This window comes from Streptomyces varsoviensis, assembly GCF_000718635.1.
GTDB classification, from domain to species: Bacteria; Actinomycetota; Actinomycetes; order Streptomycetales; family Streptomycetaceae; genus Streptomyces; species Streptomyces varsoviensis.
Window position 1 is genome coordinate 30,312 of sequence record NZ_JOBF01000032.1, and the last position, 22,999, is coordinate 53,310.

At 74.5% G+C, this 22,999-nt stretch carries 17 protein-coding genes; 7 read left to right on the top strand and 10 right to left on the bottom strand.

Going from position 1 to position 22,999, the window contains the following annotated elements; genetic code table 11:
- Window positions 1-115 precede the first annotated feature (115 nt).
- From IF55_RS31990 to IF55_RS32000, 3 genes are read left to right on the top strand one after another with little or no spacing between them, the layout of a single operon-like run.
- Window positions 116-880, top strand: a complete 765-nt coding sequence (locus IF55_RS31990) for a LamB/YcsF family protein (protein WP_030890586.1) — start codon at window positions 116-118, stop codon at window positions 878-880.
- A complete protein-coding gene (locus tag IF55_RS31995; protein WP_030890589.1) occupies window positions 877-1,497 on the top strand; it encodes a 5-oxoprolinase subunit B family protein in 621 nt (206 codons plus the stop codon). Before IF55_RS31990 ends, IF55_RS31995 begins: the two co-directional genes overlap by 4 nt.
- The gene (locus tag IF55_RS32000; RefSeq protein ID WP_030890592.1) at window positions 1,494-2,396 is read left to right on the top strand and encodes a 5-oxoprolinase subunit C family protein; all 903 of its coding nucleotides are present in this window, start codon (window positions 1,494-1,496) and stop codon (window positions 2,394-2,396) included. Before IF55_RS31995 ends, IF55_RS32000 begins: the two co-directional genes overlap by 4 nt.
- Here the strand turns inward: IF55_RS32000 and IF55_RS32005 are convergent.
- Entirely contained in the window at window positions 2,381-5,977 is a 3,597-nt protein-coding gene (locus IF55_RS32005) for a hydantoinase B/oxoprolinase family protein (protein WP_030890595.1), read from the bottom strand. The genes IF55_RS32000 and IF55_RS32005 overlap by 16 nt on opposite strands.
- Window positions 5,978-6,096: 119 nt before the next feature.
- Window positions 6,097-7,524, bottom strand: a complete 1,428-nt coding sequence (locus IF55_RS32010; protein ID WP_030890598.1) for a hypothetical protein — start codon at window positions 7,522-7,524, stop codon at window positions 6,097-6,099.
- A 322-nt stretch (window positions 7,525-7,846) separates the two neighbouring features.
- On the opposite strand from IF55_RS32010, the gene IF55_RS32015 reads away from it, so the two are divergent.
- Window positions 7,847-9,298, top strand: coding sequence for a PP2C family protein-serine/threonine phosphatase (locus IF55_RS32015; protein WP_030890601.1), 1,452 nt, complete (start codon window positions 7,847-7,849; stop codon window positions 9,296-9,298).
- 78 nt (window positions 9,299-9,376) lie between these two features.
- On the opposite strand, the gene IF55_RS32020 is transcribed toward IF55_RS32015, so the two are convergent.
- Complete coding sequence (locus tag IF55_RS32020; RefSeq protein WP_030890602.1) at window positions 9,377-10,876, bottom strand: DNA-binding protein NsdB; 1,500 nt, start codon at window positions 10,874-10,876, stop codon at window positions 9,377-9,379.
- Window positions 10,877-11,111: 235 nt separating this feature from the next.
- Here IF55_RS32020 and IF55_RS32025 point away from each other — a divergent pair, with 235 nt between their 5' ends.
- Together IF55_RS32025 and IF55_RS32030 are read left to right on the top strand one after the other, a co-directional pair.
- Window positions 11,112-12,254: an aminoglycoside phosphotransferase family protein gene (locus IF55_RS32025; RefSeq protein WP_030890605.1), complete on the top strand. Its 1,143-nt coding sequence runs from the start codon at window positions 11,112-11,114 to the stop codon at window positions 12,252-12,254.
- Window positions 12,255-12,528: 274 nt separating this feature from the next.
- Entirely contained in the window at window positions 12,529-14,562 is a 2,034-nt protein-coding gene (locus tag IF55_RS32030) for an N-acetylmuramoyl-L-alanine amidase (protein ID WP_245661568.1), read from the top strand.
- Between the two features lie 95 nt (window positions 14,563-14,657).
- Here IF55_RS32030 and IF55_RS32035 read toward each other — a convergent pair whose 3' ends face one another.
- The 6 genes from IF55_RS32035 to IF55_RS32060 form a co-directional block, all read right to left on the bottom strand.
- A complete protein-coding gene (locus IF55_RS32035; protein WP_030890610.1) occupies window positions 14,658-15,158 on the bottom strand; it encodes a hypothetical protein in 501 nt (166 codons plus the stop codon).
- Between the two features lie 165 nt (window positions 15,159-15,323).
- A complete protein-coding gene (locus IF55_RS32040; protein WP_030890613.1) occupies window positions 15,324-15,560 on the bottom strand; it encodes a DUF397 domain-containing protein in 237 nt (78 codons plus the stop codon).
- Window positions 15,561-15,720: 160 nt separating this feature from the next.
- Window positions 15,721-16,887 (bottom strand): thiolase domain-containing protein, encoded by a 1,167-nt coding sequence (locus tag IF55_RS32045; protein WP_030890615.1) that lies wholly within the window; start codon window positions 16,885-16,887, stop codon window positions 15,721-15,723.
- The gene (locus IF55_RS32050; protein ID WP_030890617.1) at window positions 16,884-17,963 is read right to left on the bottom strand and encodes a thiolase domain-containing protein; all 1,080 of its coding nucleotides are present in this window, start codon (window positions 17,961-17,963) and stop codon (window positions 16,884-16,886) included. Before IF55_RS32050 ends, IF55_RS32045 begins: the two co-directional genes overlap by 4 nt.
- Window positions 17,963-18,970 (bottom strand): Zn-ribbon domain-containing OB-fold protein, encoded by a 1,008-nt coding sequence (locus tag IF55_RS32055; RefSeq protein ID WP_030890620.1) that lies wholly within the window; start codon window positions 18,968-18,970, stop codon window positions 17,963-17,965. Before IF55_RS32055 ends, IF55_RS32050 begins: the two co-directional genes overlap by 1 nt.
- A gap of 335 nt (window positions 18,971-19,305) precedes the next feature.
- Complete coding sequence (locus tag IF55_RS32060) at window positions 19,306-20,106, bottom strand: crotonase/enoyl-CoA hydratase family protein (RefSeq protein WP_030890622.1); 801 nt, start codon at window positions 20,104-20,106, stop codon at window positions 19,306-19,308.
- Between the two features lie 282 nt (window positions 20,107-20,388).
- Here IF55_RS32060 and IF55_RS32065 point away from each other — a divergent pair, with 282 nt between their 5' ends.
- The gene (locus IF55_RS32065; RefSeq protein ID WP_030890624.1) at window positions 20,389-22,011 is read left to right on the top strand and encodes an acyl-CoA synthetase; all 1,623 of its coding nucleotides are present in this window, start codon (window positions 20,389-20,391) and stop codon (window positions 22,009-22,011) included.
- Window positions 22,012-22,090: 79 nt separating this feature from the next.
- Here IF55_RS32065 and aroQ read toward each other — a convergent pair whose 3' ends face one another.
- Window positions 22,091-22,831, bottom strand: coding sequence for a gamma subclass chorismate mutase AroQ (gene aroQ, locus IF55_RS32070; protein ID WP_245661566.1), 741 nt, complete (start codon window positions 22,829-22,831; stop codon window positions 22,091-22,093).
- Window positions 22,832-22,999: the final 168 nt, after the last annotated feature.

Here is a 22,999-nt window from a genome sequence, read left to right on the forward strand (position 1 = left end):
ACCCCCACCGCGGACACCCCTGCGCACCGCGTACGCGGCCATGGACAGCCATGGATCAGCCGTGCATACGGACCGGGCGGCCGCCCCCGACCCGGCACCTCTGGAACGGACGCACATGACCGACCCGGTGATAGACCTCAACGCCGACCTCGGTGAGGGTTTCGGACGGTGGAGTCTCACCGACGACGACAGCCTGCTCTCCGTCGTCACCAGCGCCAACGTCGCCTGCGGCTTCCACGCCGGCGATCCGAGCACCATGCGCCGGGTCTGCGACCTCGCCGCCGAGCGCGGCGTCGCCGTCGGCGCCCAGGTCTCCTACCGCGACCTGGCCGGATTCGGCCGGCGCTCCATGGACGTGCCGCCCGACGAACTCGCCGCCGAGATCGCCTACCAGATCGGCGCGCTGGAGGTCTTCGCCCGCGCCGCCGGCGCCCGCGTCACCTACGTCAAGCCGCACGGCGCGCTCTACAACCGCTGCGTGCACGACGAGGAGCAGGCCGCCGCCGTCATCGAGGGGGTACGGCTCGCGGGCGGCCCGTACCCGGTGCTCGGCCTGCCGGGCTCCCGGCTCCACGAGGCCGCCGAGGACGCGGGCCTGGACGTGGTCGCCGAGGCCTTCGCCGACCGCGCCTACACCGCGGCGGGCACCCTCGTGCCGCGCCGCGAGGCGGGCGCCGTGATCACCGACCCCGACGCGGTCGTCAAGCGCTCGGTGGCCCTGGCCCGCGAGGCCACGGTGACCTCGCTCGGCGGTGAGGTCGTGCGCGTACGGGCCCGGTCCCTGTGCCTGCACGGCGACACCCCCGGCGCCGCGGCCCTCGCCCGCCGGGTACGGGCCGAACTGGAGGCCGCGGGCGTGCGCGTGGCGGCCTTCGCGTGAGGGCCCTGCCCGTCGGGGACGGCGCCCTGCTCGTCGAGCTGGACAGCGGCGCGGCCGCCGAGGCCCTCCACGCCGAACTGCTGCGCCGGGCCGCCGCGCACGAGCTGCCCCCCGTCCGCGAGATCGTCCCGGCCGCGCGCACGGTGCTGCTCTCCGGCCTCGCCGACCCCGCCCGCCTCGCGGCGGAGCTGCCCACCTGGACCGTCCCGCCGCTCGCCGGCGACCGGGGCGGCGCCCTGGACATCGCGGTCCGCTACGACGGCCCCGACCTCGCCGACGTCGCCGCGTTGTGGGACACCTCCCCCGAAGGGGTCGTCCGCATCCTCTCCGAGACCGAGTTCCGCGTGGCGTTCTGCGGCTTCTCCCCCGGCTTCGGCTACCTCACCGGCCTGCCGCCCCGGTACCACGTGCCGCGCAGGGCCACCCCCAGGACGCGCGTCCCCGTCGGCTCCTTCGGCCTCGCGGGCCCGTACGCCGGGGTCTACCCCCGCTCCTCCCCCGGCGGCTGGCAGCTCGTGGGCTCCTCGGACGCCGTGCTGTGGGACCACTCGCGGGAGCCCGCGGCGCTCTTCGCGCCGGGCACCTCGGTCCGCTTCGTCCCGGAGGGCGCCCGATGAGCGATCGCGCGATCACGGTCGTACGGGCGGGTGCCCTCAGCACCGTGCAGGACCTGGGGCGGCCCGGCCACGCCCACCTGGGCGTCGGGCGCGCGGGCGCCCTCGACGAGCCCGCGCACCGGCTCGCCAACCGGCTCGTCGGCAACGGGCCCGAGGCGGCCACCGTGGAGACGACGCTGACGGGGTGCGCCGTACGGGCGCACGGCACCGTGACCGTCGCGGTCACCGGCGCGCCATGCCCGGTCACCGTGGACGGCCGCCCGGTGGCGTGGGGCGCGGCCGTGCGCGTACCGGACGGCTCCGTGCTCGACGTCGGCGCTCCCACCCACGGGCTCCGCGGCTATCTGGCGTTCTCCGGCGGCGTCGACGTGGAACCGGTGCTGGGCAGCCGCTCCACCGACGTCCTGTCCGGGCTCGGCCCGCCGCCGCTGGCCGACGGGGCCGTCCTCGCGCTCGGCGCGCCGCGCCCGGTGCCCGCGGGCCCGGACGCGGTGCCGTTCCCCGGCCCCGTACGCGAACTGGTGCTGCCGGTGCTGCTCGGCCCCCGCGACGACTGGTTCACCGACGCGGCCCTGCGCACCCTGGCCTCGGGCGGCTTCTCGGTGTCCGCGGCGAGCAACCGCATCGGGATGCGCACCGAGGGGCCGGCGCTGGAGCGGGCCAAGGAGGGCGAACTGCCCAGCGAGGGCATGGTGCTGGGGGCCGTGCAGGTGCCGCCGGACGGCCGGCCCGTGCTGTTCCTCGCCGACCACCCGACGACGGGCGGCTACCCCGTCGTGGGCGTCGTGCCGGAGCGCTGGCTGCCCGCCGCCGCCCAGGCGGTGCCGGGCACGCCCGTACGCTTCGTGCCCCGGCGGCCCCGGGCGGCGGCGGTCGCGCCGGGTCAGGCCGCGCCGTAACCGCCGCCGCCGGGGGTGCGGACGACGAGCACGTCCCCCGTCCGCGCCTCGGCCACGTCGCAGCCGGCCAGCGGCTCCACCGTGCCGTCCGTCCGCTCGATGAGGTTCTCGCCCCGCGCGCCCGGCTCGCCGCCCGCCATGCCGTACGGCGCGACCCTGCGGTGGCCGGTGAGCAGCGCGACGGTCATGGGCTCCAGGAAGCGGATGCGCCGCTCGACGCCCCGGCCGCCGTGCCACCGGCCGCGCCCGCCGCCGTCGGCCCGTACCGAGAAGCTCTCCACCCGCACCGGGTAGCGCCACTCCAGGACCTCGGGGTCGGTCAGCCGGGAGTTGGTCATATGGGTCTGGACGGCGTCCGCGCCGTCGAAGCCGTGGCCCGCGCCGGAGCCGCTGGCCAAGGTCTCGTAGTACTGCGCGCGGTCGTTGCCGAAGGTGACGTTGTTCATCGTCCCGGACCCCTCGGCCTGCACACCGAGCGCCGAGTACAGGGCGCCGGTGACGGCCTGCGAGGTCTCCACGTTGCCCGCGACGGTGGCCGCCGGGTGGACCGGCGCGAGCATCGACCCCTCGGGGATGCGGACGGTCAGGGGCTTGAGGCAGCCGCTGTTGAGCGGGATGTCCTCGGCCACCAGCGTGCGGAAGACGTAGAGCACGGCCGCCGTCACCACGGAGCGGGGCGCGTTGGCGTTGCCCTCCTGCTGCGGTGACGTGCCCGCGAAGTCCAGTACGGCGCTGCGCCGCGCCCGGTCCACGCGCAGCGCGACCCGGATCACCGCGCCGCTGTCCGTCTCGTAGCGGCAGGAGCCGTCGGTGAGCCCCGCCACGATGCGGCGCACCGATTCCTCGGCGTTGTCCTGCACGTGCCCCATGTAGGCCCGTACGACGTCCAGGCCGAACTGCTCGACCATGCCGCGCAGTTCCCGCACGCCCTTCTCGTTGGCGGCGATCTGGGCGCGCAGGTCGGCGAGGTTGGCGTCGGGCGCGCGGGAGGGGTACGGGCCGGAGGCGAGCAGTTCGCGGGTCTCCGCCTCGCGGAGCCGGCCGTCGCGGGCCAGCAGCCAGTTGTCGAAGAGGACGCCCTCCTCCTCGATCGTGCGGCTGAAGGCGGGCATGGAGCCGGGGGTGATGCCGCCGATCTCCGCGTGGTGGCCGCGGGAGGCGACGAGGAAGAGCAGTTCCGCTCCCGGCTCGTCGAAGACGGGCGTGATGACGGTGACGTCCGGCAGGTGGGTGCCGCCGTGGTAGGGGTCGTTGATGGCGTACACGTCGCCGGGGCGCATGTCGCCGGCGTTGCGCCGCAGCACCTCCTTGATGGAGTCGGCCATCGAGCCGAGGTGCACCGGGATGTGCGGGGCGTTGGCGATCAGGTTGCCGTCGGCGTCGAAGAGGGCGCAGGAGAAGTCGAGCCGTTCCTTGATGTTGACGGAGTGCGCGGTGTTCTCCAGGCGCAGCCCCATCTGCTCGGCGATGGTCATGAAGAGGCTGTTGAAGACCTCCAGCATGACGGGGTCGACGTCGGTGCCGACGGCGGCGGTGCGGGGCCGCGGCCCGACGCGGGTGAGCAGGAGGTGGCCGGTCTCGACCGGGGCCGCCTGCCAGCCCGGGTCGACGACGGTGGTGGCGTCGGGCTCGGCGATGATCGCGGGGCCGGTGACGGTGTCGCCCGGGCCGAGGCCGTCGCGCTCGTACAGCGGGGTGTCCTGCCAGCGGCCCGCCATGAAGGTCCGTACGGTCGCGACCGGCTCCGCCGTCCCCTCGCCCGCCGAGGCCCCGAGAACCGGGCTCTGCGTGCCGCCCGCCGCGCCGACCGTCTCCACCGACACCGCCTCGGCGACGAGGGGCTTGTCCATGGTGAAGCCGTAACGGGCCCGGTGGATGCGCAGGAATTCCTCGGTCATCGCGGCCCGCTCGCCGAGCGGCACGGCGAGGCTCGCGTCCGTGCCTTCGTAGCGGAGCTGGACCTTGGCCGTCGTGGTCAGGGCCCGCTCCGGGACGCCGTCGGCGAGGAGGTCGGCGCGGGTGCGCCCGGCCAGCCGCTCGGCCTCCGCGCGCAGGTGGCGCAGCGTCTCCTCGTCCAGTTCGCGCTCGACGGACTGCTCGCGCATGGCGGTGGCGTCGGCGACCCCGATGCCGTAGGCGGAGAGCACGCCGGCGAGCGGCGGCACGATGACGGTGGTGATGCCGAGGGCGTCGGCGACGGCGCACGCGTGCTGGCCGCCGGCGCCGCCGAAGGTGGTGAGCGCGTAGCGGGTGACATCGCGCCCGCGCTGCACGGAGATCTTCTTGACGGCGTTCGCCATGTTGAGGACGGCGATCTCCAGGAACCCGGCGGCGACCTCCTCGGGGCCGCGCCGGTCGCCGACGGCGTCCGCGACCTCGTCGGCGAGCGCGGCGAACCGCTCGGCGACGGTCTCCGCGTCGAGCGTGCGGTCCCCGTCGGGCCCGAAGACGGCCGGGAAGTGGGCGGGCTGCACCCGGCCCAGCATGACGTTGGCGTCGGTGACGGTCAGCGGGCCGCCGCGCCGGTAGCAGGCGGGGCCCGGCACGGCCCCGGCCGAGTCGGGTCCCACCCGGTAGCGCCGCCCGTCGAAGTGCAGGATCGAGCCGCCCCCCGCCGCCACGGTGTGGATGTTCATCATGGGGGCGCGCATCCGCACCCCGGCGACCTCCGTGCCGAAGATCCGCTCGAACTCGCCCGCGTAGTGGGACACGTCGGTGGAGGTGCCGCCCATGTCGAAGCCGATGACGCGGTCGTGCCCGGCCTCGGCGGCGGAGCGGGCCATGCCCACGACGCCGCCCGCCGGCCCGGACAGCACCGCGTCCTTGCCGCGGAAGTGCGCGGCCTCGCGCAGCCCCCCGTTGGACTGCATGAACATCAGGCGCACGCCGCGCAGTTCGCTCGCGACCTCCTCCACGTAGCGGCGCAGGACCGGGGAGAGGTAGGCGTCGACGACCGTGGTGTCGCCGCGCGGTACGAGCTTCATCAACGGGCTGACCTCGTGCGAGCAGCTCACCTGGGTGAAGCCGAGGGCGCGGGCCGCCGCGGCCGCCGCCTTCTCGTGTTCGGCGTAGCGGTAGCCGTGCAGGAGGACGACGGCGGCGCTGCGGTAGCCGTCGCCGCGGGCCGCGCGCAGTTCGGCGCGTACCGCGTCCAGGTCCAGCGGCCGTACGACGCGGCCGTCGGCCCCGACCCGTTCCCGCGCCTCGATGACCCGCCCGTAGAGCGCCTCGGGCAGCACGATGCGGCGGTCGAAGAGGCGCGGCCGGTTCTGGTAGGCGATGCGCAGCGCGTCCCGGAACCCTTCGGTGGTGACGAGGACGGTCGGCTCGCCCTTGCGTTCGAGGAGGGCGTTGGTGGCGACGGTGGTGCCCATCTTGACCACGGCGATCCGGTCGGCGGGGATCGGGTCGCCGGGGGCGAGTTCCAGGGCCGCGCGGATGCCGGCGACGGCGGCGTCCCGGTACCGCTCGGGGTTGTGGGACAGCAGCTTGCGCGTGTGCAGACTGCCGTCGGGGCGCTTGCCCACCACATCGGTGAAGGTGCCGCCGCGGTCGACCCAAAACTCCCAGAGCCCTGTCACCCGGCCATTGTGGCAGCGTCGTTCGCGGTTGTGCGGGAGCGTTCCCGGCCGGTGCGGACGGGGTGCCCCGGGAGCGCCCCGATGGCCGGACCGGGCCCCGCGGAGCCCCGGGGCGCCCGCTACACCGCGGGGGCGTCCGGCCCGATGCGGCTGCGTACCGCGGTCTGGACCTCGGCCTCCTCGGCCGGGTCCGCGGCGAGCCGCCGAAGCTGGTCGACGACGCGGTCGTCGGCGGTGGCGGCGTGCCGGGCGGCCAGTTCGCGGGTGGTCTCCTCGCAGTCCCACAGGCACTCGACGGCGAAGCCCGCCGCGAAGGAGGGGTCGGTGGCGGCGAGCGCGCGGGCCGCGCGGCCGCGCAGATGGGAGGAGGACGTCTCGCGGTAGACATGGCGCAGTACGGGCGCGGCGCAGCCGATGGAGAGGCGGCCGGCGCCGTCGACGAGGTCCCACAGGACCCCGGCGTCGGGGCCCTCGGTCCGTACGGTCCGGCGCAGCGCGGTCAGCACGGGGCCGGCGTCGTACTCGGCGCCCCGGCAGGCGAGCATTCCGGCCGCGGCGTCGCCGAGGGCGTCGGTGCGGTGCAGCCAGGCCCGGGCCCGTACCAGGGCGGCCGTGCTGCGCATCCGCTCGAACGCGGTGACGGCGGCGTCCGACACGAGGGCGCTGGGGTCCTCCACGGCGCTCTCGATGAGGTCGAGGGCGCGCGGGTCGTGGTGTTCGGCGAGGTAGCGCAGGGCGGTGGCGCGGGCGGCCTCGGGGCCGGCGAAGGCGGCCTCGATGATCTCCAGGCGGTCCTCGGGCCCGGCGACGGCGGTGAGGCAGCGGGTGGCGGGGACGTGGCGGTGCTGGGTCGGGTGCATGTCGAGGCCCGCCTGGGCCCATTCGAGGACTTCGCGGACGCTCCAGCCCGGCCCCGGGCCGGCCGGCCGCATCTGGCGTCGCCAGCGGTCGAAGGAGCCCTGTTCGCCGGCGGCGCGCACCCGGGCGGCCGTGCCCGGGGAGAGGGTGTCGTCCGCCCACAACCGCCAGGGGCGTGGCTCGAACGCGTCGCGTACGGCCGCGGTGAGGGCCGCGTCGCCGTCGGCGGTCCGCGGGAATCTGGCGAGAATCAGCTCGCCGAGGCCGGCCAGGCCCGTGTCGTCGTCGCGCAGGGCGAGTTCGTCGAGGGCCCAGGCCCAGCTCGTGCCCGTGGCGGCGTAGCGGCGCAGCAGCAGCAGCGCGTCGCGGCGGCCGTAGGAGGCGAGGTGGCCGAGGACGGAGAGGGCGAGGCCGGTGCGCTCCTCGCGCGGGTCGAGGAGGTCGTCGGGGTGGAAGAGGTGGTGTTCGATCGCGTCCAGGGGGCCGTCGAGCTCCATGTGGAGGCGGGCGTAGTAGAGCGAGCGGTTCTCGACCTGCCAGTCGCGCCTGGGGTCGCGGAGCACGCAGTGGTGCAGCGCGGCGAGCGCCTCGGCCCGCGGGGCCGCGAGGGCGTGCAGGGTCCCGTCGCCGCGGCCTCGCTGCAGGAGGCCGAGCAGGGTGCCGCTGGGCGCTATGTCTGGATCGAACATGGGGTCAGCATCCGGTGCGGGGACTTCGGTGGCAACGGGATTTCCGTCGTCCGGCATTCTTGCCGGTGTCCGCCCGTCCTATGCCGGGTGAACAGTGCGGACCTCGGTGCTTCCGCGCGGCGCAGCCTACCCGGAGGAATGGATTCCGCCGAGTTCCGGCCAGCGCTCACCGGCCGAGCCGGTGGCATATGTCAGAAGCACCACCGTATCGGGTAGTGCCAAATCCCTTACGCGGCGTCGCTCCCTGTGCAACAGTCGTTACCGGCCCACTTCGCCAGATCCGCCCGAGCCGGCCGCGCCGCGCGTCAATCGGAGTACGTACATGCCGTCCCCCCTCTTCGCGGACCGTTCCTCCGCCCAGCCGCCGGAGCGCGGCGCGGTGGACGCCCTCATCTCCCAGACCCGACGGCTCCGCGGCGGCGTGGACGCCGTCCGCCGGGAGGCCGCGGTGGACGAGGAGCAGCTCGACGACCCGCAGATCCGCTGGCAGCGCGCGCTGTGCGAGCTGGCCGTGCACCACCTCGACGACCTCGGCGCGCACCTCGGCCAACTGCGCGAAGGGGTGCCCGCCGAGCTGCTGGAGCCGGAGCCGTACCGCCCGCCGCTGCCCGCGGCCCCGCCCGAGCCGGAGCGCGGCTCGCTGCTCAAGCGCGTCGGCAGCGCCGAATGGAATCTGCTGACCGACGACGTGACCTGGTCCGAGGAGCTGTTCCAGATCTTCGGCCGCAGCCGCGCGGACGGCGCCCCGACCCTGGACGAGCTGCCCTCCTGCCTCCTCCCGGAGGATCAGGAGCTGCTGACGGCCAGGGTCACGGACTGCCTGGTGGACGGCAAGCCGATCGACGACGAGTTCCGCATCGTGCGCCCCGACGGCGGCCGGCGCACGGTGCACATGACCGGCGAGCCCGTGCTCGCCGCCGACGGCAGCACGGCGTCCATGTGGGCGGTGCTGCGCGACGTCAGCGAGCTCCGCCGCAGCGAGCGCGCGGTGCGCGAGAGCCGCGACTGTCTGCAGCGCCAGCGGCACATCGCGCGGACCGAGCACCGGCTCGCGGTCGAGTTGCAGGAGGCCGTGCTGCCGCCCTGGCGCGGCTCCCTGCGGCTCCCCCAGGGCGGCCCGGCCTCCCTCGACCTCGCCGGGCACTACCTCCCCTCCTCGACCAGCGCCCTGGTCGGCGGCGACTGGTTCGACGCGCTCCAGCTCCCCGACGGCCAGACGCTGCTCAGCGTCGGCGACCTCACCGGACACGGCGTGAGCGCCACCTCGGGCGTCGCCATGCTGCTCGGCGCCGTGCGCGGGATGGCCGTGTCCGGCGCCGCGCCCGGCGCCCTGATGGGCTGGCTCAACCAGATGCTCGACGCCTCCGCGCAGCCCGCCCTGGGCAGCGCGATCTGCTGCCGGTACGAGCCCGGCTCGCGCACCCTGTCCTGGTCCCAGGCCGGCCACCCCGCGCCGCTGCTGTTCCGCGACGGCGTGGGGCGCGCCCTCCGGCCGCCGGAGGGCGTGCTGCTCGGCGCGGTCTCCGGCGCGCGTTACGGGCAGGCCGAGGAGAAGCTGCTCCCCGGGGACCTGCTCGTGCTGCACACCGACGGGCTCTCCCCGCGCATGCCCGAGCTGGACGTGGAGCGGGGTCCGGAGCGACTGCTGGAGCTCGCGCCGCGGTTCGCCGCCGCCCGCGGCGCCCAGGAGTGCGTACGGGCCGTGGTGGAGGAGTTCGGCGGCGAGGAGCGGGAAGACGACGCCTGCGTGCTGATCGCGCGCGTCGGCCCCTGACACCGGCCCTGCGACGCCGGCCCGGCTGCAGAGGCGGCCGGGCCGCGGCAGGCGGGTTCCCGCGGTGCCGCCCGCCCCTCACACGGCGCCGCTCCTGCCGTTCGCCGCGCTCTTCGGCGCCTTCGGCATGGCCTTGCGGATATCCGCGCGCAGCTCCCGGATGCTGCCGTCGCTCGCGTACCGCCCGGTGAGCCGGTACATCTCGCGCAGCCGGTCCCAGGTGCGGTGGGACGAGGTGTGGCCGATGGTCGACAGGGCCAGCCGGGCGTACCGGTCGGCCTGCTCCGGGTCGCTGCCGATGAAGCAGGCCGAGGCCATCGAGATGTAGTCGAAGATCTTCGACCGCTCGCGGCCGTCCACCCGCAGCTCCAGCGCCAGCTTGGCGTGGTTCTGCGCGAGGCGCGCCGCCGACGGATCGCGCTCCGCGAGCGTACGCAGCACCAGGGCCTGCATGCCGTGCAGGTCCGCCTCGTCGAACATCTGCATCCAACTCGGCGGCGGCACATCGCCCTTGTCCGCGGCGAACAGCTCCTCGGCCCGGCCCAGGGAGCGCCGCATGGCCTGGCCATGGCCCATCGACGCCTGCGCCCACGCCTCGATGGTGCAGAGCATCGCCCGGGTGCGCGGCAGGTTCTCCGGGCCCGAGCCGCGCTGCGCCACCTTCATGAGGTCCAGCGCCTCGTCCGGGCGGCCGAGGTGGACCAGTTGGCGGGCGGCGCGGGAGAGCGCCTCGCCGGCCCGCGGCCGGTCGCCGCCCTCACGGGCCGCGTGCGCGGCGATCACGAAGTACTTCTGGGCGGTGGGCTCCAGGCCCACGTCGTGCGACATCCAGCCCGCGAGGACCGCCAGGTTGGCGGCCACCCCCCACAGCCGGCGCTGAAGGGGCTCGGGGTGGTGGTAGGCGAGCATCCCGCCCACCTCGTTGAGCTGGCCGATGACGGCCTTGCGCTGGAGGCCGCCGCCGCGGTTCGCGTCCCAGAGGCGGAAGACGTCGACGGAGCTCTCCAGGGCGTCGATCTCCTGGGACCCCACGGGGGCCGCTTCGTACCGGTCGTAACTGGCCGGATCGGCCGTCATGGAGGAGAGGGAGGACAGCGGGTCGTCGACGCGGGGGGCGTCGGAGGCCAGGGTCTTGTCGGATTTCAGCCAGTCGTGCAGCGTGCTGCTGAGTGCGGTACCGGTGGCGAGCGCGGCGCCCGCGCCCACCAATCCACGTCGATTGAGCATGAGGTCCATTCCCGTGAATTCGGTGAGGACCGCGGCCGTACGCCCGGGGGGCCAGTGCAGTCCGTCCGCGGACTGCTTCTTGCCTGCGCGCCCCTGCTTCGCGAACCCGAGGTCCTCGATGGTCACGACACGACCGAGACGCTCGGTGAAGAGGGCCGCCAGCACCTTCGGCACGGGGTCGCGGGGGCATTCCCCCGTGTCGATCCAGCGCCGCACCCGCGAGGTGTCGGTGGCGAGCTGCGGGTGGCCCATGGCCGCCGCCTGCCGGTTCACCAGCCTCGCCAGCTCCCCTTTCGACCAGCCGGCCAGGCCGAACAGGTCCGAAAGTCGGGTGTTGGGTTCCCTCATCACGTCAAGCCCCCAGGTTCCTCGGCTGACTTGAAGGTATCGGCCCGTCATGAGCCACGCGAGTATTCGCCAGGGTTCGCCAGGGTGCGCCAGATGGTGTGCCACCCGGGCGCGGGTGTGATGTAGGAACGCGCCACCCGGGCCCGGCAGCCGGACCGCATTCCCCAGGGTGCCCATGGCATCCGGGACCGGGGCGCGCACGCAAGTTCGTCGGCACACGAAGGGATCCGTATAGCCCATGTACGCAGCATCGTCCTCCGTGTCCGCGCCGCCTCGGCCCTACCGTCCGCAGCCGGCCGGTGGGGGGCCCTACCTCGACCCCACCCACGCGGCCGGTGCGGGCGTCGTCCCCGGCTCCCCGGGCGCCCCTCCCGGCGTCGGCGGGCGGCTCAAGCGCCCCCAGGGCGCGGGCCGCTCCCAGCCGCTCAGCGGGAGAATCGACATGTCCGGCCCGCACGGCGCCCAACTGCGCGCGGCCATCGCCTCGGTGCACCGGATCTGTCCGGAGTTCAGCCCGGTGCAGGTACTGCGGCACAGCGGCCGGTCCGTGATCCTGATCGGCACGACGGGCCGCGCCACCGCGGTCGCCAAGTGTTTACTGGACCACTCCCCGGCGTGGGCCGAGCGGTTCCGGCACGAAATAGCCGCTTACCGCGCGTTCGTGCGGCACCGGCCGCCGGTGCGCGTGCCCCGGCTCATCGCGGCCGACCCGGACAACTGCGCGCTGGTCGTCGAGCGGATGCCGGGGCGGGCGACGGCCACGCAGCGGCATCCGGTCGAGGCGCCACCGCGCGCGGACGTCCGGGCCGCGCTCGGCGCGGTGCACCGGATCAACCAGTGGCGGCCGCCGGCGGGCCTGTTCGAGATGCCGCTGGACTACGGCAAGCGCATCGCCCGCTTCCATGAGCTGGGGCTGCTGACCGACCGGGACCTCGGCGACCTCCAGCAGTTGCTGCGCGGACTCTCCCACGCGCAGGGGCAGTTCTGTCACGGCGACGCCCAATTGTCGAACGTTCTGCTGTCCCCCGCCGGGCCGGTGCTCGTCGACTGGGATCAGGCGGGCTGGTATCTGCCGGGGTACGACCTGGCCACCCTGTGGACGGTGCTCGGGGACGCCCCGGTGGCGCGCCGTCAGATCAGCCAGCACGCCCAGCAGAGCGGTGCCGCCGCGCGGGACGCCTTCCTGGTGAATCTGATGCTGGTGCTGACCCGCGAGATCCGCACCTATGAGACGGCCGTGCAGCGCACCATGCACGACCCCGCCCCGGCGGCTCCGGGCGCGGCCGAGAGCGGTGAGGAGCAGCGGCTGCTGCTCCGGCGGCTGCACGACGACTGCGCGCTCGCACGGCGTGCCGTGCGAGCCGCGGTCGGCACCCGCTGACACCACCGGCATCGGGTCTCGACCTCTGTGCGGCGCGTCACCGGTATGGACCTGTGACGCGCCGCAGGTCCGCGCGGCTGCTCCGGGAAACTCCCCGACATGGGCGCTGACGTGCGCGTTCCGTTTCCTCCCGCAGGATCGCGGCTTCCTCCCGCAGGATTGGCGCCGCCTCGGCCAGGGGTACCTCTAAGTGGGTCCGGCTCCGCCCGCCCGCCGCGCACCATGCGCCCCGGCGCACGGTACGGCCCGGCTTGAGGAGGCTGTGTTGCCCACACTGTCCGCACTGCTCCTGCGTCCGGCAGGACCGCGAAGAAACGATTCGGGACCGTCGCGCCACCGCCGCGCGCTACGCACCGCGGCCGCCGCCACGGCGACCGCCGCCCTGCTGCTGCCGCTCGTCGCGACCGGCCCGCCCGCCACCGCCGCGCCGCCGCCCTCCGGGGAGCTGCAGCGCGCGTTCGCCGACGCGGCGGCCGCCTACCACGTGCCGCCGAGCGTCCTGCTCGCCGTCGGCTATCTGGAGTCCCGCTGGGACGGCCACGGCGGCGCACCGAGCGTCACCGGCGGCTACGGCCCCATGCACCTCACGGACGCCCGTACGGCCCTGGCCGAGGCCCCGCACCACGGCGAGGGCGGCGAGGACCCCCGAGGCGACGGCGCACGGCCCTGGACGCCCGTACGCGACCGGCTTCCCCAGCAGGCCGCCGAGGCGCCCGCCCGGCTGCGCACCCTGGACCGGGCCGCCGCGCTGACCGGCCTGCCGGGCGAGCGGCTGCGGCGGGACGCGGCGGCCAACGTCCGGGGCGGCGCGGCGCTGCTCGCCGCCGAACAGCGGCGGCTGGGGCTGCCGCCGAGCGCGGACCCCGCCGACTGGTACGGCGCGGTGGCGGGCTATTCGGGCGCCTCGGACGCGGCGACGGCCGCCGTGTTCGCCGACGACGTCTACGACGTGCTGCGCGGCGGCGAGTCCCGCACCACGGACCAGGGCCAGCGCGTGACGCTCGCCGCCGACCCGGCGCTACGGGCCGAATCCGCGCAACTGGACCGGCTCGGCCTGCCCGCCGGAACTCCGGCGAAGGGCGCGGCGGACGGCGCGGGCCGCGGCGTCGAGTGCCCGCGCACGGTGGCGTGCGAGTGGGTTCCCGCCCCCTACGAGCGGTTCGGCGACGGCGACTTCGGCAACCACGACCTGGCCGACCGCCCCGCGTCGCAGCGGGTCGACTACATCGTCGTCCACGACACCGAGGGGAGCTGGGACACCACCCTCAAGCTGATCAAGGACCCGACGTACGTCTCCTGGAACTACACCGTGCGCAGCTCCGACGGGCACATCGCGCAGCACGTGCGGACCAAGGACGTCGCCTGGCACGCCGGCAACTGGTATGTGAACTCCAAGTCCGTCGGCATCGAGCACGAGGGCTTCCTCACCGCCCCCGACGCCTGGTACACGGAGGCGATGTACCGCACCTCGGCCCGGCTGGTGCGGTACCTGTCGCACAAGCTCGGCATCCCGCTGGACCGGCAGCACATCCTGGGCCACGACAACGTGCCCGGCACGACGGCCGGCACGGTCAAGGACATGCACACCGACCCGGGCCCGTACTGGGACTGGGCGCACTACTTCCGGCTGCTGGGCCGCCCCTTTAACCGCACCGCGGGCCCGCACGGCGGCCTGGTGACCGTGGCCCCCGACTACGACCGCCACCGGCCCGTATACACGGGCTGCGAGAAGGCGGGACAGACCTGCGCGCCGCACGGCTCCGGAGCGGTCCGGCTGCACACCGCGCCCAGCGCGGGCGCGCCGCTGGTCAAGGACATCGGGCTGCGTCCCGACGGCGGCGACTCCACGACCGGCGTCAACGACACCGGAGCCCGCGCCTCCACCGGTCAGCGGTTCGCCGTGGCCGGGCGGCACGGCGACTGGACGGCGATCTGGTACCTCGGGCAGAAGGCGTGGTTCCACAACCCGCACGCCCGGCCGACCGCCCTGGACGCCAAGGGCCTCGTCGCCGTCCCGAAGCGGCGCCCCGGCGGCGTCCCGGTGTACGGGCGCGCGTACCCGGAGAAGGCCGCGTACCCGGCCGGGGTGCCGGTGCAGTCCGCCTCGCCGCTGCCGTACCGGTTGCTCGCCGGGCAGGCGTACGCGGTGGGCGGCAGGGCCGCGGCCGAGTACCTGTGGGCGCAGACGTTCGATCCGGCCGGGCACAAGGTGGTGCGCGGCAAGGACACGTACTACGAGATCCAGGTCGGGCACCGGGTGGGGTACGTACGGGCCGCCGATGTGACGCTGCGGCCCTCCGGCCGGTGAGGCGCGCGGGGGGGATGACGCGCGCGGCGCGGGGCCCGGCGACTGCCGGCCCCGCGCCCGGTCCTGCCGGATGCGCTCGACCCGGCCGGGCGTGCTCAGCCCTGCTGGAACAGCTCGGCGGGGAGCGGCTTGAGCAGTTGGTACAGCTCGTCGGTGATCGGCCGGTCCCAGCTCGCGATGGTGACGAGCACGCCGTCGCTGCGGTCGAACTGGGCGCAGGAGACACGGCTCTCGGAGCACTTGACGCGCCGCACGATGAGCAGGTTGTCGTCGTGCATGACCGGGGTGTCCTCGGTCTCCACGACGTGCACCGGCTCGTCGTTGTCGAGCGCGGCCAGAAGCTGCGCCACCTCGAACGGCACCTGCCCGTCCGCGACGTCCCGCGCCGGGGAGCCCTCGGGCAGATTGCCGATGATCATCGCTGGTCCGCGCCCGCCGAAGAGGTCGTAGCGCAGGAAAACGCCCTGGCAGCTACCGTCGGGCGCGGGCAGCAGCCCGGCTCCGAGGTCCCCGGGCCAGTCCCCCGGGTCCATGGCGAGGACGTCGAAGTCCGGCCCGGTGGGCGTGGCTGCGCTGCGGCGGCGGAGGAACGACATGCCCACATCGTACGTGCCCGGCGGCCTTTCGCGTCTCGGGGCCCGGGGCGGTCGTGGCCCGTCGCCGCGTCGGCGGCCCGGTGGGCGGCGCTGGACGGAGGGGTCGCGGAGCGGCCGGGGAGGGCTCGCCGGCGGAGCCGGCCCCGGGCCGCCGCGCCGGGTGCCTCAGGTGAGGTCGAATTCCCCGTCCCGCGCGCCCAGTACGAACGCGCGCCACTCGCCGGGGTTGAAGATCAGCGACGGGCCCTCCGGGCTGCGGCCGTCGCGCATGGCGATGTAGCCCTCCACGAAGGCGACCTGCACGTCGCCCGGTCCCTGACTGCTCGACTGCCACTGGGCGTTGCTCAGGTCGAGCTGCGGCCGCGCGCCGGCAGCCGGATGCTCAGTCGTGCTCTCCGCCACGTCCGTGCTCCTCCCGGTCGGTCGTCGGGGCCCCACCCTAGCGATCGGGGCGGGCGCCGGACAGGCCGCGGGGACAGGTCCGTACGCCCCGGACGGCGCGCGGTGCGGCGAGCCGCTCCAAAGAGGCCGCGGCGGCCCGCCCGTACCCCTCCGGCGGTGGTCAGGACGTCGGCGGTTCGGAGCCGACGAGCCACATGGAGAAGAACTGCGCGCCGCCTCCATAGGCGTGGCCGAGCGCCGTGCGGGCCCCGTCCACCTGGTGCTCGCCCGCCTGGCCGCGCACCTGGAGGGCGGCCTCCGCGAAGCGGATCATGCCGGAGGCGCCGATGGGGTTGGTGGACAGGACCCCGCCGGAGGGGTTGACGGGGAGGTCGCCATCGAGTTCGGTGACGCCCGACTCGGTGAGCTTCCAGCCCTCGCCCTCGGCGGCGAAGCCCAGGTTCTCCAGCCACATCGGCTCGTACCAACTGAAGGGCACGTACATCTCGACGGCGTCGATCTCCCGGCGCGGGTCGGCGATGCCCGCCTGCCGGTAGACGTCGGCGGCGCAGTCCTTGCCGGCCTGGGGCGACACGAAGTCCTTGCCCGCGAAGAGGGTGGGCTCGCTGCGCATCGCGCCGCCGTGCACCCAGGCGGGCGGGTGCGGCGAGCGCCCCGCGCCGCCCCGGTCGGTGAGGATCATGGCGCAGGCGCCGTCGGAGGACGGGCACGTCTCGGAGTAGCGGACGGGGTCCCACAGCATCGGCGAGGACTGCACCTTCTCCAGGGTGATGTCGTGCTCATGGAGGTGCGCGTAGGGGTTCTTGAGGGCGTTGCGGCGGTCCTTGTACGCCACGAGGGAGCCCACGGTGTCGGGGGCGCCGGTGCGCCGCATGTACGCCCGGATGTGCGGCGCGAAGAACCCGCCGGCCCCGGCCAGCAGCGGCTGCTGGAAGGGGATGGGCAGGGAGAGGCCCCACATGGCGTTGGACTCGGACTGCTTCTCGAAGGCCAGGGTCAGGACGGTGCGGTGGACGCGGGCGGCGACGAGGTTGGCGGCGACGAGGGCGGTGGAGCCGCCGACGGAGCCCGCGGTGTGCACGCGCAGCATGGGCTTGCCGACGGCGCCGAGGGCGTCGGCGAGATACAGCTCCGGCATCATGACGCCCTCGAAGAAGTCGGGGGCCTTGCCGATGACGACGGCGTCGATGTCGGGCCAGCCGAGTCGGGCGTCCTGGAGCGCCCGTACGGCCGCTTCCCGGACGAGACCGGCGATGGACACGTCATGGCGCGCGGCGACGTGCTTGGTCTGGCCGATCCCGACGACCGCGACGGGCTCCTTGCTCATCGGGGGTCTCCTTCCAGTACGGCGACCAGGTTCTGCTGGAGGCAGGGGCCCGAGGTGGCGTGGGCGAGCGCCCGGTCGGAGGCGCCGCGGTGGATGCGGGCCGCCACCTCGCCGATGCGGATGAGGCCCGCCGCCATCATCGGGTTGGCGGCGAGGGCGCCGCCGGAGGGGTTGACCGTCACGTCGTCGCCGAGCCGCAGCGCCTTGCGCAGGACGACTTCCTGGGAGGTGAAGGGGGCGTGCAGTTCGGCGGTGTCGACGGGGGCGTCGAAGGCTCCGGCGCGCTCGGCGGCGAGCCGGGTGGAGGGCGAGTCGGTGAGGTCGCGGACGCCCAGGGCGTGCGGTTCGACGCGGTGGTCGATGCCCCTGATCCACGCGGGCCTGGTGCAGAGCCGGCGGGCCGTGTCCCCGGCGGCGAGGACGACGGCGGCGGCGCCGTCGCCGATGGGCGGCGCGTCGTGTCCGCGCAGCGGCCGTACGAGGTAGTCGGCGTCGAGCAGCCGCTCGGGCGGGGCCGAACCGCGCAGTTGGGCGTGCGGGTTCTCCTCGGCGCTCGTCCGGTCGCGGGCGGCGATGGCGGCGAGGGCGCGTTCGTCGGTGTGGCCCGCGTCGATGAGCGCCTGGGCCTGGAGCGCGGCCAGGGAGACGGAGTCGGGCCACAGGGGCGCGAGGTAGTAGGGGTCGAGCTGCCGGGTGAGCACGTCCCGGAGGTGACCCGGGGAAGATTTTCCGTACGAGTAGACGAGCGCGGTCTCGGCCTCGCCGGTGCGGAGCTTGACCCACGCCTCGTACAGCGCCCAGGCCCCGTCCATCTCGACATGGGACTCGGATATCGGCGGCCAGGCCCCCACGCCGTCGAGGGCCATGGTGAAGGAGAAGGCGCGGCCGGCCAGGTAGTCGCTCGATCCCGAGCAGGTGAAGTCGGTTTCCCCTGCGGTGAGTCCGACCTGGCCGAGGGTTTCGGCGAGGACGGGGAGCAGCATCTCGACCTCGGAGAGGTCCGCGGTGTTCGCGCGGTGCTCGCTCTGCCCGAAGGCGACGACGGCCACGTCCGGTACGTCGGGGGCGTCGGGCATCACAGCAGCTCCTTGTACGCGTCGTAGTCGGCGTCTGGTTCGTCGGCGGGTCGGTAGTGGTCGGGGTAGCGCCCGCCCTCGGCCCACACCGGCTCCACGCGCAGGCCCATGCGGACCTGGTCGTAGGGGATGCCGCCGATGCGGGCGTGCAGCGCGAGGTCGGCGCCGTCGAGCGCGATGTGGGCGTAGACGTAGGGGACTTCGATGTCGAGGTTCTTCGCCTTGATGTTGACGACGCAGTACGTGGTGACGGTGCCGCGCGGCCCCACCTCGACCTGTTCGGCCGTCGCGACGCCGCAGGTGGGACAGGCGCCGCGGGGCGGCACGTACACCTTGCGGCAGGAGGGGCAGCGCTCGCCGACGGTCTTGTGCTCGGCGAGCGCGGCGAGGTACCGGGTCTGCGCGCGGCCGGGCGAGTAGCGGTAGTCGAGCCGGGCGGGGGCGACGATGCCGGTGACGAGGTCCGCGAACCGCCCGTCGTGCGGGCGCGCTTCAGCGGCCTGGGCACTGCTGTCACGGCCGTCGTCCTGGCGGCCTTCCGGGCCGTCGTCCGGGCCGTCGTCCGGTTCGAAGCACGCGATGTCGGTGATGGCCCCGCCGCGCTCGGCGGCCCAGCGGATTCGGACCCGCATCCCAGTGTGCACGGCCTCCGGCCCCGGCGCGTCCAGGGCGTGCAGGAGGGCGGTGTCGGCGCCGTCGAGCCGGACGAGCACCCAGGCGAAGGGCGTGGACAGCGGCTGGTCGCGACGCGGCGCCGGGTTCCAGGCCCAGGTGGTCACGGTCCCGGTGGGCGCGACCTCGACGAGCTCGCCGATCTCCTCGGCGGTGACCGGGTCGTACTCCACGGGCGGCACGAGCACCCGCCCGTCGCTCGTCCTCACGCCGAGCGGCACGCGTTCCCGCAGCCCGGTGAGGAACGCGCTCTGCACGGGCCCGAGAGAGCGGGTGAAGGGGAATTCGACGGTGAGCGGCGCACTCAGCGCCTCGGGCGCCGGGGCGGATGACATGCGGTGGTCTCCTTCGCGTAGAACCTGGGCCGTTTCCCTGGCGGGGCGACGGTCACGCGGTGACATACGGGCTTGCGGCCGGGTGCGCGCCGCCGACGGGACGGGGCGCAGCGGGACGCGGCCGGCGGCAGCGCGTCGGCGGCGGGCGTCGCCCGGGGCACCCCGGGTGCGCACTGCCGACGGGCGGGGCGCAGCGGGACGCTGTCGACAGCAGCGCCTCGGCGGGCGCCGTACGGGGTGCCCGGGCGCGCGCTGCCGACGGGACGGGGCGCAGCGGGATGCGACCGGCAACAGTGCCTCGGCGGCGGGCGCCGTGACATGGCGGGAGCCGGTCATCAGGCGCGCCGGAAGACGGCCGGGCGTTTCTCGGCGAAGGCGCGGGCGCCTTCCTTGGCGTCGGCGGTGTCGAAGACCGGCCAGCCGTGCTCCAGTTCGTGGGCGAGCCCGTCGGCCTCCGTCATGGCGGCGGTGTCGTACACCGACGCCTTGACGGCCTCGACGGCCAGCGGCCCATTGGCGTTGACGGCCTCGGCGATCTCCAGCGCCTTGGCGAGGGCGGTGCCGTCCGGCACGACGTGGCCGATGAGCCCGATCCTGGCGGCCTCGGCGGCGGGGTACGGGCGTCCGGTGAGCAGCATCTCCAGGGCGTGGGTGCGCGGGATCTGGCGGGCGAGGCGGACCGTGGAGCCGCCGATGGGGAAGAGTCCGCGGCGTACCTCGTAGAGGCCGAAGGTGGCGCTCTCGCCCGCGACGCGGATGTCCGTGCCCTGAAGGATCTCGGTGCCGCCCGCCACGCAGTGGCCCTCGACGGCGGCGATGACGGGCTTGCGCGGCCGGTGGTGCCGGAGCATCGCCTTCCAGTGCAGGTCGGGGTCGGCCTTGAGGCGGTCCCGGTACTGGTCGCCCATGCCGTCGCCGGCCAGCGCCTTGAGGTCCATGCCGGCACAGAACGCGCCGCCCGCGCCGGTCAGCACGACCGAGCGGATGTCGTCGTCCGCGTCGGCGGCGAGCCAGCCGTCGTAGAGCCCGACCAGCATCGGCAGCGAGAGCGCGTTCTTCGCCTCCGGCCGGTTCAGGGTCAGTACGAGTGTGGCGCCGACGCGTTCCACGCCGAGGTGTTCCGTTTCCCCGCCCATGCCACGTCCTCCCGGTCCGGTCGGTTCTGTCGGTCCTGCTGGTTCTGTCGGTCCTGTCGGGCCCGGCAGCGCTGTCGGGCCCGCTCGCCCTGTCGGTCCGCTCGCCTCAAGACCTAGAACAGGTTGCAGCAGCCGGGGGGCGAGTACAAGAGTTATCTGACAGGGAGTCAGTTTTCTTCGGCGCGCGCCCTTCCCACCTGTACGGCCAGGCGCTCTAATGACCGCCAAGCCGCTCGGTCGCCCCGGTCAACCCCGATCTGTCAGCCCCGATCTGGAGGACACGTGGAGTACAACCTTGCCGACCTCTTCGAATCGATCGTCGACACCGTGCCCGACCGCGAGGCACTGGTCTTCGCCGATCATCCGGGCACCGGGGCCGAACGGCGGCTGACCTACGCACAGCTCGACGCGGCGGCCAACCGGCTCGCCCACCACCTCCGCGACCGCGGCGTACGGCCCGGCGAACACGTCGGCCTGCACCTCTACAACGGCGTCGAGTACCTCCAGACGCTCTGGGCCTGCCTGAAGATCCGCGCCGTGCCGGTCAACGTCAACTACCGCTACGTAGAAGAAGAGTTGGCCTACCTCTACCGCGACGCGGACCTGGTGGCGCTCGTCTTCGACGGCGAGTTCACCGCGCGCGTCGCGGCGGCGCACCCCCGCGCGGAGCGGCTGCGCCACCTTATTCGCGTCGGCGCGGCCCCGGACGGCGCGCCGGAGCCCCGTATCACGCCGGTCGGCTTCGCCGAGGCCGAAGCCGAGGGTTCGCCCGAACGCGGCTTCGGCCCCCGGTCCGCGGACGACCAGATCATCATCTACACCGGCGGCACCACCGGCATGCCCAAGGGCGTGATGTGGCGCCAGGAGGACCTCTTCTTCTCCGGCCTCGGAGGCGGCGCGCCCACCGACGAACCCGTCAAGCGCCCCGAGGAGTTGGCGGAGCGGGTGGCGGCGGGCGGCGAGGGCCTCGTCTTCTTCCCCGCGCCGCCGCTCATGCACGGCACCTCCACGCTCACCACCTTCATCGCCTTCGACTTCGGCCAGAAGGTGGTCATCCACCGCAAGTACGTGCCCCACGAGGTGCTGCGCACCATCGAGAAGGAGAAGGTCACCAGCGTCTCCCTGGTGGGGGACGCCATGCTGCGCCCCCTCGTGGACGCGCTCGGCGGCCCCCTGCGCGGCACCGACTGCTCGTCGCTGTTCACCGTCAGCAGTTCGGGGGCGATCCTCTCGGACACCGTACGGGCCCAGTTCCAGGAACTCGTCCCGAACGTGCTGTTGCTCAACAACTTCGGCTCCTCGGAGTCCGGCTTCAACGGCACCGCCACCGAGGACTCGGGCCCCGACCGGGGGTTCCGGCTCCGCGTCAACGACCGTACGGCCGTGGTCGACCCGGCCACGCACGAGCCGGTCGCCCCCGGCGAGCCGGGCCGGCTGGCACAGCGCGGCCACGTGCCGCTGGGCTACTACAACGACCCGAAGAAAACCGCCGAGACGTTCTTCGAGGCGCGCGGCGAACGCTGGGTACTGCTCGGCGACATGGCCACCGTCGACGCGGACGGCGTGGTCACCGTGCTCGGGCGCGGCTCGCAGTGCATCAACACGGGCGGCGAGAAGGTCTACCCGGAGGAGGTCGAGCAGGCGCTGAAGGCGCATCCGGACGTGTACGACGCGCTGGTCGCGGGCGTACCGGACGCCCGCTGGGGCAACCGGGTGGCGGCCGTCGTGCAGCCGCGCGAGGGGGCCGGTCCGCTGAGTCCAGAGTCCGTACAGGCCCACTGCCGCACCCGGCTCGCCGGCTACAAGATCCCCCGCAGCGTGGTCTTCACCGACCACATCCAGCGCTCCCCCAGCGGCAAGGCCGACTACCGCTGGGCCAAGGCGAAGGCCGCCGAGGCGGGGTGAGGACGCGCGCAAGCGCACCGAAGGCGGAGCCTGCACTGGCACTGACACCAGCATCGGCCCCGGCCCCCGCGCCGCGTGGTCAAGGCCGGTGCTCGCACACCGAGGGCAGCGCGCGGGCGAGGGCGAGGGCGTGCGTCAGGTCCAGGTGGCGGGTCTGCCGGGTGCGCGCGGCGCTCACCGCCAGCAGGCCGTCGCAGGTGCGGGCGGCGCGGGCGGGCCGCGCGGCGGCGATGGCCCGTACCAGGTCGTCGTTGAGACGGTTGATCTTCAGCCGGATTTCGGCGAGGTCGGGGCGCTCGGCCGGTGACGGCGCCGCCGCCGGATCGGCCCGCCACGCGCGGTGCAGGGCTCGTTGCACCACCTTGCTCGCCTCGATCTGGTCGCGGAAGATCCGTACGGTCGCCTTCGGGTCCGCGCCCCGCTGGGCCGCCTGCCGCGCCACCGCGTCGAGCACCCGCCGCTCGCGCGCGGGATCGTCGACGGGCCCGCCGCTCCCCCACTTCGCGGCGGCCACGAGGTCCCCGATCGCCAGCCGCCGCGCCGACAGGTCCACGAGCGCCAGCAGCGGGGCGTACGCGGCGGGCGTGGGGGTGGGTACGGACGCGGGTACGGGCGTGGAGCCGCGTACGGGCGCGGAGGCAGGTACGAGCCGCGGCGCGGGCGCAGACCCGGAGACGGGTACGGGCGCGGAGACGGGTACGGGCCTGCGTTCGGCGGCGGCTGGGGTGGCGGCCACGCCGCTCGCGACGGCGACCGAGAGGGCGGCGGCGACGGCGGAGACCGAGGTCAGCGAGCGGCGCGGGTATGGACGCGGTGACACGGGGCGGCCCCTTCCTCATCTTCCTCGTCTTCCTCATCTTCCTCGTCTTCCTCATCCTGGCCGGGCACCCGCGTGAGCCTATGGCGCGACTGGCGCGCATGCTGGGCTTCCACGCCGAGCCATCGGCTCCCGAACCAGTTATCCACAGGCCGCCGCCCCTCCTTGACG